A 13,764-nucleotide genomic window follows, 5' to 3' on the forward strand; every position below is an offset into this window, starting at 1 on the left:
TTTACTCAAGTTTAGTCTTTTTTAATTCGAATTGTATTGATCTAAAACTGTGTTTTTCAAAATAAAGGGTTTTAATTCTTCATAACTAAAAAAAGCATTCATTTCTCCAGATTCTAAACCAATCAACTCATCCGGCGTATAAGAAAAAACAATTCCTGTGGGCAAAATATAAAAACTATCGGTCATTACTATTTTATCCCCTAATACTTCATTGGCAAAGTATTCTTTAATTCTACTTTCATATAAAGCGATAAAATTTTTATCCTTTGTGTTTATTATATTTCCTATAGCGATACCTAATCCCGTTTTTACATCATAATTATGATATTCTGTGCGAATAAAACCATGTGCTCCTCCCGTATAACGGTATGAAAAATTAGAAACAGCGTAAACATTAGAGTCTATAAAAATTGGTAATACAACGGTCAAATTCTCAGAGCTAAAATTCTCATCATCATTTTTTGATTTTTCAACCTTAAAACTATGCTTCCATTTTTTATAATTCTTAATGCTTACAGAATCTGTATTTAAATACTTTAATTTTGTTTCGAGCATATCAAAACCTGCATCATTTGAAAGAATTTCAGCAAAAAAATTATAATCTCTCGATGGCGTGAATTCACTTGGTGCTTCTTCTTTTTTAAAGGCCTCTCTGGAATCAAATAGTGTATAATCTATTTCATCATAACATTTGTATGTTGGAAATGTTTTACTTGGATATATTTTAAAACTCTTTTTACCCAATAAAATTTCTATATACATTTCTTCTGTTGACAGCTTAAACAATTTAAGCTTACATGCTGCTTTATTATCATCAATACTATCAATGGTTGCCGTATAATAATCCTGCTTTTTATCCTTAGTAAAATAGCAGTTAAATATATCTTCTGCTCCATCGATATAAACAGTTGCCGTTTTTGAGTATCCTCCGTATTCGATTTCTAATTTGTTCGAAAGATGCAGCTGTATCTTTTTATTATCATTTATTGTTCCTTCAAAAGAATATATAAATGGACTTTCTAACTTTAATGTATCCTGGTCTATTACAACAGTATTTTCATTTATCTTGTAAATTAAACTATCGCTATTTTTCTCAATTTTAATTTCACTTACAGGCTTAGGAGCAATTACTGATTTGTTATCATCACTTTTTGACTGACACGAAAAAAACAACACCATTATCAATAAACTCAGAATAGTTTTTCTCATAAATTTAAACTTCTTCAACCGCATCCAACTCCACCTTCAAATTCTTGATAATAAACTCTTGTCTGTCCGGCGTATTTTTTCCCATATAAAAAGACAACAATTGCTCAATCGAAGTGTTTTTATCCATCATAATTGGGTCAAGGCGAATCGTTTCTCCAATGAAGTTTTTAAACTCATCCGGCGAAATCTCTCCCAAACCTTTAAATCGGGTGATTTCCGGTTTTGGTTTTAATTTTTCGATCGCATCTCTTCTTTCTTCGTCTGAATAACAATAGATGGTTTCTTTTTTATTTCGAACCCTGAAAAGCGGTGTCTGCAAAATATATAAATGTCCTTCTTTAATTAATTCAGGAAAGAATTGCAAAAAGAAAGTAATCAACAACAAACGAATGTGCATTCCGTCGACATCGGCATCAGTTGCGATTACGATGTTGTTGTATCTTAATTTTTCTAAACCATCTTCGATATCTAATGCGGCTTGCAGTAAATTGAATTCTTCATTTTCATAGACGATTTTCTTCGTCATTCCATAGGAATTCAACGGTTTACCACGCAAACTAAAAACGGCTTGTGTATTTACGTCGCGTGACTTTGTAATCGATCCGGAAGCCGAATCTCCCTCGGTAATAAAAAGCGTACTTTCTAAGTTTCTAGGGTTTTTGGTATCAGGAAGATGCGCGCGGCAATCTCTTAATTTTTTATTATGAAGATTCGCTTTCTTAGCACGATCTGTTGCCAGTTTTCTAATTCCTGATAATTCTTTTCTTTCGCGTTCGGCTTGCAGAATTTTACGTAATAAAGCTTCTGCAGTTGGCGGGTTTTTATGTAAATAATTATCAAGTTTGTTTTTGATAAAATCATTTACAAAAGTACGAACTGAAACCGGCGGCGTTCCGTCATCAGAACCCATATCTGTAGAACCTAATTTGGTTTTGGTCTGAGACTCAAAAACCGGTTCCATAACCTTAATACTAATCGCACTTACAATCGATTTACGAACATCAGAGGCTTCGAAATTTTTATTGTAAAACTCACGAATGGTTTTCACAATTGCTTCTCTGTAAGCCGCTAAGTGCGTTCCTCCTTGTGTGGTGTTCTGACCGTTTACAAATGAGTGATATTCTTCGCTATATTGTGTTTTACTGTGCGTTAAAGCGATTTCGATATCATGATCTTTTAAGTGAATAATTGGATATTCAAGATCTTCTGCACTAATTGTTTCTTCTAATAAATCACGAAGACCATTTTCTGAAATATATTTTTCGCCATTAAAAATAATTGTCAAACCATTGTTTAGGTAACAATAGTTTTTAACCATTTTAATGACATATTCCATACGGAATTTGTAATTTTTAAAAATAGTTTCATCTGGCGTAAAAGTTACTTTTGTTCCTTTTCGCTTTGTTGTTTCAACTATATCTTCTTCTAAAACCAAATTTCCTGCAGAAAATTCAGCTCCTTTTTGTTTATCATCTCGAACAGATTCTACCCTGAAATAGTTTGAAAGTGCATTAACGGCTTTTGTTCCGACACCATTTAAACCTACTGATTTCTGGAAAGCTTTAGAATCGTACTTTCCTCCTGTATTCATTTTTGAAACTACATCGACTACTTTTCCTAACGGAATTCCACGTCCGTAATCACGAACTGAAACCGTTTTGTCTTTGATAGTCACCTCAATAGTTTTTCCCGAGCCCATTACGAACTCATCGATACAGTTGTCTAAAACCTCTTTTAGAAGAATATAAATACCATCATCCGGCGAAGATCCGTCTCCCAATTTTCCGATATACATTCCGGGACGCATACGGATATGTTCTTTCCAATCGAGTGATCGAATATTATCTTCGGTATATTGATTTTGCTCAAGCATAAAGTAAATTGGATTTTTGGCTAATGTACCATTTATAGCTAAAAAATAAAAGCGTATTTCTTTTTTGTTATGAATAATAACACCTTTGAATCCTATTTAAATTGATTTTAAAAAAATATGACCGTTAAAAATATAAAAAAACAGTTCTAAAACAAAAAATTACTATTTGATTCCCAGCACTTCTTTGGCTAAAGCAATCATTTCGGGCGTTCCCGTATTTTTATTTTTTTCGTCAGAAAGTTTTACAACTCCTTGCCAATGTATATTATCCGGTTTTGTATCCGTAAGTTTTATAACCATATTCATTGCCGGAAGACCAACATCATTGGTAAAATTAGTTCCGATACCAAATGACATTTTGATTTTGTCTTTACAAAAGTCGGCTATGATTTTTACTTTGTCAAAATTGAGTGAATCTGAGAAAACTATGGCTTTAGATTTTGGGTCAATTCCCATTTTGGTATAATGAGCAATCACTTTTTGGGCAAACTCAACCGGATCACCGCTATCATGTCGAACTCCATCAAAAAGTTTGGAGTATTTTTTATCAAATTGATTAAAGAAAACTTCTGTCGTATAAGTATCTGTTAAAGCAATTCCGAGGTCGCCGCCGTAAACTTGTGTCCAATGTTCGAGACTTATTGAATTCGCCATTTTAAAACCGTATTGCGCGGCATGAAACATAAACCATTCATGCGCATGCGTTCCCAAAGGACGTTTATTATTGACCATTGCAAAATGGACATTACTGGTTCCGATAAAACTTTGACCTCCAAAAGTTCGTAAAGTTTCATTTACCAAAACATGGACATCATAAGAATGACGGCGTCTGGTTCCGAACTCTAAAACCGAAACTCCCAGTTTATTGTAATTATCAATTTTATTTTTGGTGAGTTCTTTTATTGCTTCATCGTTTAAACGAATTAAAAGATTTGATTTATAAAAAAGTTCCGAAATCAAGGCCATCAGCGGCACTTCCCATAAAATAGTACGGTACCAAAAACCTTCAACCGTAACTTTTATTTCTGAACCTTCCTGCGTAATCTGAACTTCTGACGGATCATAACTATATCCTTGCAAAAAATCTAAATAAGTGGGATCGAGATAAGGACAATAATGCGATAAATAATTCTTTTCATCTTTTGTCAAACGTAAATCAGCCATTGCATCTACAGATCGCCTAAGCAGATCCGCAAATCCTGGCGGAAAAACATGTTTTCCACGATTGATAAAACCATAACGCACTTTTGCCTTTGGAAAAAGTCTTATTACGGCATGCTGCATCGTAAATTTATAGAAATCATTATCTAAAATAGATTTCAGGAAAGTCGTTTCCATACCCTGGCTGCTATAATTATTTTAATCCTTGATTGCTAAAGATACGGCAATTCGATAAAATAAGAAAATGATAAAAGTCAACTTTGTAGAACAATTCTTATTTCGGAATTATTTTAAATGAAGCAATGCTATTTCCATTCAGAAAAAAAGTAATATAACCGCCTAAGTTTTTATTATAAGTCACTTGAAACTCCAAACCACCTTTTTTTTCTTTTGGTTCTTCCACTTTTACGGGTTGATTTCTTTTAGTCAGATAAAAAAGCTGATCTGATTTTGAAATATTTTTTATCAAAAATTTGATTTTATCGCCATTTTTAACTTCGACAATACCAGATTTTGGTGCGATGATTTTATTATTTCCCTCGATGGTTTTATTATAAATTAAAGGTCCATCCAAAAAATCATCTTTATCTAATTTATCACTCAGATAAGTTCCCGAATCCGGAAAATGTTTGGCGAAAAAGTAATCAGGATCTGCATCAAAGTATATGCTTGTAAATTCTTTTACCAAAGCTCCTTTTCGGTCATCATAATAGCCTTGTCCCCACGTAACATCAATTAATCGCCATTTTCCGTCTATTAAAACGGTATTCCAGGCATGATTTGATGTTGTATTTTTTCTGCCAATATCAACTAATCGTGTTTTGGAATCGCCCCGAATTATTTCTGATTTTAGTCCCACTAATGAAGCCAAATTATGAAACAAAATTGTATATCCTTCGCAAACTGCTTTATGGGATTTAAATGCTTTCTCAAGGATTTTATCATTCAACTGTTGAATTTTCTGCTGTTTTTCAGACTGTGTTCTGTAGGAGAAACTTTTGGGTGGTGAAGGATTTAGATATTCAGGCAAATCATAATCAACGTTAAAGGCAATCCAACTGTAGATTGCTCTTGCCTTATCATAATCAGAACTAAAATCTTTTTGAATTTTCTCTGCTAATTCTTCTGTTGTATCAAATTGTTTTGGATATTTTAAAACAATCTTATCGACGGCATTATACTTTTGTGAGTACGATAATTGCAGAAAAATAACATTCAGAAAAAGGAATATAAAAACGAACTTTTTTATTGACATGGATTAAAAACAAGATTTAATAATATCCTTCAGTTCTTTATCTAACTCTGCATTTGATATTTTATTTTCCTCTAAATCAAAATTTGCATTAAAAGCAGGCAATGAAAAACTAGCTTTTATATCAGCTCCGTATCTTGGCAACGCATTGCGTCCAATCTCTAAAACAGAAGCTCCTCCTCTTGAACCAGGAGAAGTTGCCAATAATAACATTGGTTTTTGCTGAAAAACTTCTTTCGTAATTCGGGAACTCCAATCGAAAATATTTTTAAATGCTGTAGAATAGTTATTATTATTTTCGGCTAAAGAAACAACCAAAATATCTGCGCTTGCAATTTTAGCCAAAAATGCTTTTGCGAGTTCATGCTGACCGATTTCTTTTTCAAGATCAACGCTGAATAATGGCATTGCATAATCATTTAAATCTAAAATTTCAATTGCGGCATTTTCGAATAAACTTGCGGCATATGTGGCAAATTGTTTATTGATAGAATGCTGGCTGTTACTTCCTCCAAAGGCGACTATTTTCATGGTTTCTCTTTTTGTAATGTTTCTTCTATTGGTTCTTTTTTTGGCTGGTCAATTTCATAAATCTCTTTTGCTATTTCTACAGAATATTCGTTTGGATATATTTTCCCTCCATACGATTTAGCATAGACTTTTGTAAATTCTGCTCCAAAATACAGAATTATTGCCGAATAATAAACCCAAACCAAAATAATAATTACAGAACCTGCCGCACCATAAACTGAGGCAACTGTAGAACTCCCTAAATAAAAACCGATGGCAAATTTACCAATCATAAAAAGTACAGCTGTAACTCCTGAACCAATAAAAGCATCTTTCCATTTTATTTTTCCGTCTGGTAATGTTCTGAAAATTATAGCAAAAAGAGTTGTAATACTCGCCAGCACAATAAGTATATTAACCACATAGAATAAATAAACGGTACTCTCCGGAAAATATACTTTTAAACGCGAACTAAGCAAGTCTAAAGTTGTACTTATAAAAAGGCTGACCAACATTAAAAATCCAACCGAGGCAATCATAGAGAATGACATTAATCGGTTCTGAATAAATTTCTTAATCCCTTTGTCTGGTTTTGCACGCAATCCCCAAATAAAATTTATAGAGCTTTGTATTTCAGCAAAAACTCCAGACGCACCAATCAATAACATTACGATTCCGAATACGGTTGCAAAAACATTATCGCCGGATAACTGTACATTTTTTATAGCTTCCTGAATTTGACTTGCTGCGCCATTCCCTACCAAACCATTAATTTGTCCGTATAATTCTCCTGTTACCGCTTCTTCTCCAAAAAAGAAACCACAAATTGTAATGACAATAATCAATAAAGGCGGTAAGGCAAATATGGTATAATAAGCCAATGCTGCGCTTAGTTTAATTGCATTATCATCGTTAAATTCTAAAAAAGTGTTTTTTAGAAGAAACCAGGTTTTGGAGAATATATTTTTAATTTTCACGATATTTCAGTTTTTTAGATATGCTCTCAAATTTACGGATTTATAAAAAAATTAGATTCTTGTTTTTTGGAGGAATCTTATATTTTTTCCATGTTATTAAAATTATTTTTTTGATTTTAATGCGTAGGCCCTACGGGACATTTTCTGGGGATTTATTCTTTTTTCTACCAACATTTAACTCCTAACGGAGTATTCATTTGTAGATATATCTCATAGAGATTAAATGTCGGTAGGAAAAAACATCTATATCCTCAATTTTGTCCCGTAGGGACTACATAATTATAAACCAAGTTTATTGATAATGACAAAAAATCCCTTTATCATAAACCGTCCACAAACTCGCTTTTTGGTTCGCGGCTTTTAGGGCGCAATTTGCCCAGGTATTACAGGTGTAAAACAAACTATAACTTCCTTTGGCTTCGTAAAAAGCATCTTTTTTTCCGTAACTATAACCTTGAATCCACTCTGGATTTGTTGGATTATTAAAACTTTCTGAAATATAAGACACTAACTTTTGATAGTTTTCTTTTGAAATTATAATGCGTTTACAATTTTCACCTTCGGATAATTGTTTAAAAAATGTAGTATGCATTGCAGATGAACTTACTCCGAAAGCTGCTTTTAAAGCCGTACTCGCTTTTAAGTCTGACCATTGTGGTGTATGCAGATAAAAACCTTTATCGCCCCAGCCAAAAGCTACAAATTTCATTATACTATCTTTTGATTGTGTCTGACTGAATTGAATTTCTTTTCGCCAATCCTTAATTTCGTTTGTAATTGGAACTACAATATCAGTATGAACTCCGTTTGAAAGAATATAAATCGGAATGCCGTCTTTTTCATCAACTTTTGCAATATCTGAATTGACGGTAATTTTAGAAATCAGATAAACTGATATTATATACAAAATAAGAAAAGTAACAATTCCGAGGATAGTCCAGCCTAGAAATTTGAAGGTTGTTTTTAGCATTGGTTTAAATTAGTTTTAGGTTATTATAAAAGTGCTTTTTTGTAGTAACCAATTTTTGAGCCAAAAAAATAATGGAACGCATATGATACGGATTCGCTTATGCGAAAGCGCGGATTTACACGGATTTTTTTTATGCTTTGTTATTTTTTTTCACGCAGATTGAGCAGATTTATTTTCTTTTTTGTCGCCCTGAGCGAAGTCGAAGGACCCAACGGGCTTCGACTTCGCTCAGCCTGGCAACCAAAATATTGAAACATAAAAAAACTGCTGAATTTCTCCAGCAGCTCTTGGTTCTATTTTCTTGATTCTATTATCTCAAAAAAAAATTAAACGTTAAAACGGAAATGCATTACATCACCATCTTTTACGATATATTCTTTTCCTTCAACTTTGAATTTTCCTGCTTCTTTTGCTTTTGCTTCTGAACCGTACTGAACGTAATCTTCGTATGAAATAACTTCTGCACGAATAAATCCTTTTTCAAAATCAGTGTGGATAACTCCGGCTGCCTGAGGCGCTGTAGCTCCAATGTTGATGGTCCATGCACGAACTTCTTTTACACCAGCGGTAAAATAAGTTTGTTGTTTAAGTAATTTGTAAGCTGCACGAATTAAAACTGATGCTCCAGGCTCTGTTAATCCCATATCTTCAAGGAAAACCTGACGTTCTTCGTAGCTTTCTAATTCTGTAATATCTGCCTCTGCTCCTACTGAAAGAATAATAACTTCAGCATCTTCGTCTTTTACCAATTCACGAACCTGATCTACATATTTATTTCCGTTTACAGCTGAATTTTCATCAACATTACAAACATATAATACTGGTTTTGCAGTAATTAATTGAAAAGATTCCATTAAAACTTCTTCGTCATTACCTTGAGGAATAATAGTACGAGCCGATTTCGCCTGCAATAATGATTCTCTGATTCGGTCTAAAAGTGCTTTTTCTGTCTGCGCTTCTTTGTTTCCGGTTTTAGCGGCACGATTTACTTTTTCCAAACGTTTTTCAACCGTTTCTAAATCTTTTAACTGCAATTCGATATCAATCGTTTCTTTGTCACGAATTGGGTTTACATTTCCGTCAACGTGAACAATATTATCATTATCAAAACAACGTAAAACGTGAATAATAGCATTACACTCTCTAATGTTTCCTAAAAATTGGTTTCCAAGACCTTCACCTTTACTTGCACCTTTTACCAAACCAGCGATATCAACAATATCAACTGTTGCCATTTGTACACGCTCTGGTTTTACCAATTCTTCTAATTTGTTGATTCTTGGATCCGGAACGTTTACAACACCAATATTAGGTTCGATTGTACAAAACGGAAAGTTCGCACTTTGCGCTTTTGCATTAGATAAACAATTAAATAATGTTGATTTTCCAACATTTGGTAATCCTACAATTCCTGCTTTCATCTGTTGTTTCTATTTATTTTTTATGTAATCCTGAATCTCTCAGGTTTTACCATTAAATCTTCTACCTTAATATATAAGTGATTCGTTTAACGGATTATAATTTAATTTTTAAAATTTTGTTTCTGCCAAAATGATATTTTTTGGCTTTAAAATTTTGCAAATATAAGATTTAATAGCTCGTAAGTGAAGTAAAAATGACGATTAATGTTTTTTAAAGGTTTCTCTTAAAAAAATTTAAACTTTTTATTAAGTTTTTGTTAAAAAATACTACTTTTATCAGAATTCAAAACAAACATTAAACCAAAATCAACCAAACCATGAAAAAGATTGTATTATTATTACTACTATTAAATTCGGTCATACTTTTTGCCCAAAAAGAAGTATCCGGTATTGTAAAAGACAAAACCGGAACTCCTTTGCCAGGCGTTAATATCCTTGAAAAAGGAACAACAAACGGAGTTTCTACAGATTATGAAGGAGGTTACAGTATAAAAGTAAAAGAAGGCGCAACATTAGTTTTTAGTTATGTTGGTTATTCTACAATAGAAAAAAAAGCTACAAGTGATAAAATCGAAGTTACATTAGACGAAAGCGGCGGACAAATTTTGAATGATGTTGTCGTTGTAGGTTCCAGAAATGCCAAAAGAACCGTTGTAAATTCGGCCGTGCCAATTGATGTTATTAATGTTAAAGATGTTACGACACAAAGTGGAAAACTGGAAATTAATGAATTACTGCAATATGTTGCCCCATCCTTTAATGCCAATAAACAATCCGGTTCTGATGGTGCAGATCACGTAGATCCTGCTTCTTTAAGAGGAATGGGTCCTGATCAGACTTTGGTTTTGATTAACGGAAAAAGAAGACATCAATCGTCTCTTATCAATTTATTTGGAACTCGCGGACGTGGAAATACAGGAACCGATTTAAATGCAATTCCGGCTGCGTCTATTAAAAGAATTGAGATTTTAAGAGATGGTGCTGCTGCACAATATGGTTCTGATGCTATTGCCGGCGTTATTAATATTGTTACCAATGATAATGTAGGCGAATTAAACGGAGCTGTAACGTACGGTGTTTTTAATACAAACGCAAAAGGGGATTTTTTACCCGGTACTCCAAATACTGACGGTTTTAGATTAGACCAAAAAGGAAACGGAAATTCATACGGAAAAGACAAATCTTTTGACGGTGGTTCTGTAAAAGTAGCTGCAAATTATGGTGTTGCTGTTGGATCAAAAGGTGGTTATGCCAATTTTACGGGAGAATTTATAAACAAAGATAAAACGCTTCGACCAAGTTATGATTTTAGAAAAGGTTTTGGTGATGCACAAATTAAAGGATTGAATTTCTTCGGAAACTTTGCTGTTCCAATTGCTGATAAAACTGAATTATATGCTTTTGGAGGAACAAATTTCAGAGACACAGATGCTTACGCTTTTACAAGAAATGATGGTGAAAGAGTGGTAGAATCGGTTTATCCTGGTGGATATACGCCTAGAATTACATCAAAAATAAATGACAATTCTATCGCTGCAGGAATTAGAACGGAAACTTCCGGCGGATGGAAAATGGATTTGAGCAATACCTTCGGAAAAAATAAATTCCATTACAATATAAAAGGAACAATCAATGCTTCTCTTGAAGAAAAATCTCCACACGAATTTGATGCCGGAGGACACAGTTTGCTTCAAAACACAACCAATTTTGATATTTCTAAAAACTACGGTTCAGTTCTTAAAGGTTTAAATATTGCTTTTGGAACAGAATTCAGAGTTGAAAAATTCGAAATTTTTGCCGGTGAAGAAGGTTCTTATACTACTTATGATACAAACGGACAGCCAATTACAGATCCTACAACGCAAAGTGCACCAACAATTCCTAATCCAGATTATGATCCTACAGATCCTACTTCATCACCAACTATTGCAAGACCAGGAAGTTCTCAGGGATTCCCGGGATATAGTCCTGCAAACGAAGTAAACGAAAGCCGTACAAATTTCTCTTTATATACTGATGCTGAATTAGATGTTACTGATGCTTTCATGGTAAGCGGTGCGGTTCGTTTTGAAAATTACAGCGATTTTGGAAGTACTGTAAACGGAAAATTAGCGTCAAGACTTAAAATCACAGATCACATTAATGCCAGAGGATCTATTAGTACAGGTTTCCGTGCACCATCTTTGGCTCAGGTTTATTATAATTTGCGTTTCACCAATTTTAATTCAAGCGGTGCAACTGAAGTGTTATTAGCTCCAAATGACAGCCCTGTTACAAGAGCTTTTGGAATTCAGAAATTAAACGAAGAAAAAGCCGTGAATGCTTCATTAGGTTTGACCGGAACTTTTGGAGATTTCACCGCAACAGTTGACGGATATTATATTAAAGTAAAAGATCGTATCGTTCTTACCGGATATTTTGATGCAAGCGCTTTAAACCTTGGCGTTTCTGAAGCACAGTTTTTTGCTAACGGAGTTGATACAAGTACACATGGTTTGGACTTAGTTTTTGCATGGAAAAAAGCATATGATTTCGGAAATATCGGAGTAACTTTAGTTGGAAACATTAACGATATGAAAATTGATAATGTAAAAAATGGTTCTCTTGATGCTGATACTTTCTTCGGAAAACGTGAAAAAGCATTTTTGCTGGCTTCTGCACCAGACAGCAAATTTGGTTTGAATTTTAATTATTCTAAAAATAAATTTGATGCCGGTTTAGCTTTCACCCGTTTTAGCAAAGTAGTTTTGGTAGATTATGCTGACGAAGATGATGTTTATAACCCAAGATTAATAACTGATTTAACATTAGGTTATAAAATAACTAAAAACTTAAAACTAAGTCTTGGAAGCAATAACTTATTCAATGTATATCCAACAAAACAAGACGAACAAGGAAATACAGAAGCCGGAGGATATTGGGATGCTGTACAAATGGGTTTCAGCGGAGCTTATTACTATGCAAGAATCGGATTTACTTTCTAAATAATTTAAAGTCTTTCTTTTGTCTTCCTGAGCGAAGTCGAAGGATTGTGCAAATACAAATTTCATCTAACAAACGGGACTTCGACTTCGCTCAGCCTGACAGATGAGAATACAAAACAAAAAAATCCTGAGTTTCAAGCTCAGGATTTTTTATAGACATTACATCTCAAAATTAACAATTAACAATTATAACTTATATTCTAACGAACTTATAATTGCTTTTTCTTCGTCAGTTGCTGTAAATCCTGAAATATCCCAGTAATTGGTTAGAATTTTATTTTGTTTATTAAACAGTGTTTTTTCTTTGAAAACATCGCTTTCTCTATAGGTAAAATTTTGTCTGTTGAAATTGGTCGTCACAAAACTATTCCGAACCTGAATATTTTTGACTTTATCTTTTAAAGCGACATCATAGGTAATTTCTTCATTTGAACTCTGTAAATAATAATCCTGAGCATCTAATCTGTAACCTACTTTTATAAATGATCTTGTAACATTTTTGGCTCCTATTGCTAATTTTTCTTCAATTTTATCTGAATTTCCCTGAGTGACATCAAAAGTAAATTCTATAATCAGCTTTTTTTCCGGATCGTAAATAATTTCAAAATTGTCAAGTTCTTTTTTAGATTTATCTACCGGACTTATGGTCATCACATAATAATCAACATTTTTGTCATGCCTTTTTATAACATAGTCATATTGTTTTTTGGCCTTTGGATCACAAACATGCTGGAAATACTTGAGATTAGAATAGTTTTCCATAATCTTATTCAAATTATATCCCACTAAATCGGGACTTACATCTGTTTCTAACAAACCGTAAGATCTATTTTGTTCGACTAATAATGTTGTCGCTGCAGTTTTTTTATTGGGAGCAAACTGAAAATTTACAAGTCCGTCATTATAATAAGAATATTTATTATCGAGCATAAAAAATTCTCTTACATACACTTTTAGTCGATAAGACGTGGCTAATTTTTGTCTGGAATTAGAAACAATTTTCTGAAGTGTTTTTTGCGGAGCTTCTTTAGAAACAATAATTTCATCTAGTTTATTGTTCTTATTTTTAAGGTAAACTACAAACTCATTTTCTTTTAAAACTGTCCATCGAAGTGTCAAATTCTCATAATTCATTTCAGAAACCTGAACGTTCGAACCGCCATTCAGCATAAAAGTCACTTTACCATCTTCATTGCTTAATAAAACCTGCTTGGTTTTCATAATCAGCACCGTTGCATTTTCTATAGGCAATTGCGTTTCTATATCTTTTACAACAATAGAATATTCTGTCTTTTGAGCAAAAACACTTACATTAATGAACAAAACCAATAAAAGTATAAGTCTTTTCATAGGCTATTGGTAAAATTTCAACTAAAGTATTAAATTATTATTAATAAATTAAATTTT

Annotated in this window: 10 protein-coding genes; 1 reads left to right on the forward strand and 9 read right to left on the reverse strand. The window is 33.1% G+C overall.

Features of this window, described 5'->3' with window-relative positions; translation table 11 throughout:
- Positions 1-21 precede the first annotated feature (21 nt).
- From ACZ0AH_RS15200 to ychF, 8 genes are all read right to left on the reverse strand, one after another.
- A complete protein-coding gene (locus ACZ0AH_RS15200) occupies positions 22-1,209 on the reverse strand; it encodes a hypothetical protein (protein WP_463476640.1) in 1,188 nt (395 codons plus the stop codon).
- A gap of 4 nt (positions 1,210-1,213) precedes the next feature.
- Entirely contained in the window at positions 1,214-3,082 is a 1,869-nt protein-coding gene (locus ACZ0AH_RS15205; protein WP_463476641.1) for a DNA topoisomerase IV subunit B, read from the reverse strand.
- Between the two features lie 162 nt (positions 3,083-3,244).
- Positions 3,245-4,420: a nicotinate phosphoribosyltransferase gene (gene pncB / locus ACZ0AH_RS15210; RefSeq protein ID WP_463476642.1), complete on the reverse strand. Its 1,176-nt coding sequence runs from the start codon at positions 4,418-4,420 to the stop codon at positions 3,245-3,247.
- 97 nt (positions 4,421-4,517) lie between these two features.
- Positions 4,518-5,498: a transglutaminase domain-containing protein gene (locus ACZ0AH_RS15215; protein WP_463476643.1), complete on the reverse strand. Its 981-nt coding sequence runs from the start codon at positions 5,496-5,498 to the stop codon at positions 4,518-4,520.
- A gap of 3 nt (positions 5,499-5,501) precedes the next feature.
- A complete protein-coding gene (locus tag ACZ0AH_RS15220; RefSeq protein WP_463476644.1) occupies positions 5,502-6,026 on the reverse strand; it encodes an NADPH-dependent FMN reductase in 525 nt (174 codons plus the stop codon).
- Positions 6,023-6,982 (reverse strand): YihY/virulence factor BrkB family protein, encoded by a 960-nt coding sequence (locus ACZ0AH_RS15225; RefSeq protein WP_463476645.1) that lies wholly within the window; start codon positions 6,980-6,982, stop codon positions 6,023-6,025. Before ACZ0AH_RS15225 ends, ACZ0AH_RS15220 begins: the two co-directional genes overlap by 4 nt.
- Positions 6,983-7,274: 292 nt before the next feature.
- Positions 7,275-7,952: a TIGR02117 family protein gene (locus ACZ0AH_RS15230; protein WP_463476646.1), complete on the reverse strand. Its 678-nt coding sequence runs from the start codon at positions 7,950-7,952 to the stop codon at positions 7,275-7,277.
- Positions 7,953-8,278: 326 nt separating this feature from the next.
- Positions 8,279-9,373 carry a redox-regulated ATPase YchF gene (gene ychF, locus ACZ0AH_RS15235; RefSeq protein WP_463476647.1) on the reverse strand — a complete coding sequence of 365 codons (1,095 nt, stop codon included), beginning with the start codon at positions 9,371-9,373 and terminating at the stop codon, positions 8,279-8,281.
- Between the two features lie 317 nt (positions 9,374-9,690).
- Between ychF and ACZ0AH_RS15240 the strand changes: the two genes are divergently transcribed.
- Positions 9,691-12,357, forward strand: coding sequence for a TonB-dependent receptor (locus ACZ0AH_RS15240; protein ID WP_463476648.1), 2,667 nt, complete (start codon positions 9,691-9,693; stop codon positions 12,355-12,357).
- Positions 12,358-12,543: 186 nt separating this feature from the next.
- Here ACZ0AH_RS15240 and ACZ0AH_RS15245 read toward each other — a convergent pair whose 3' ends face one another.
- Entirely contained in the window at positions 12,544-13,707 is a 1,164-nt protein-coding gene (locus tag ACZ0AH_RS15245) for a peptidase associated/transthyretin-like domain-containing protein (protein WP_463476649.1), read from the reverse strand.
- Positions 13,708-13,764 lie beyond the last annotated feature (57 nt).

It is taken from the genome of Flavobacterium sp. AC105 (assembly GCF_979258495.1).

Bases quoted from the DNA above. Each gene is read 5' to 3' on its own strand.
- ACZ0AH_RS15200 (WP_463476640.1), bottom strand. From the start codon at position 1,209: ATGAGAAAAACTATTCTGAGTTTATTGATAATGGTGTTGTTTTTTTCG.
- ACZ0AH_RS15205 (WP_463476641.1), bottom strand. From the start codon at position 3,082: ATGCTTGAGCAAAATCAATATACCGAAGATAATATTCGATCACTCGAT.
- pncB (WP_463476642.1), bottom strand. From the start codon at position 4,420: ATGGAAACGACTTTCCTGAAATCTATTTTAGATAATGATTTCTATAAA.
- ACZ0AH_RS15215 (WP_463476643.1), bottom strand. From the start codon at position 5,498: ATGTCAATAAAAAAGTTCGTTTTTATATTCCTTTTTCTGAATGTTATT.
- ACZ0AH_RS15220 (WP_463476644.1), bottom strand. From the start codon at position 6,026: ATGAAAATAGTCGCCTTTGGAGGAAGTAACAGCCAGCATTCTATCAAT.
- ACZ0AH_RS15230 (WP_463476646.1), bottom strand. From the start codon at position 7,952: ATGCTAAAAACAACCTTCAAATTTCTAGGCTGGACTATCCTCGGAATT.
- ychF (WP_463476647.1), bottom strand. From the start codon at position 9,373: ATGAAAGCAGGAATTGTAGGATTACCAAATGTTGGAAAATCAACATTA.
- ACZ0AH_RS15240 (WP_463476648.1), top strand. From the start codon at position 9,691: ATGAAAAAGATTGTATTATTATTACTACTATTAAATTCGGTCATACTT.
- ACZ0AH_RS15245 (WP_463476649.1), bottom strand. From the start codon at position 13,707: ATGAAAAGACTTATACTTTTATTGGTTTTGTTCATTAATGTAAGTGTT.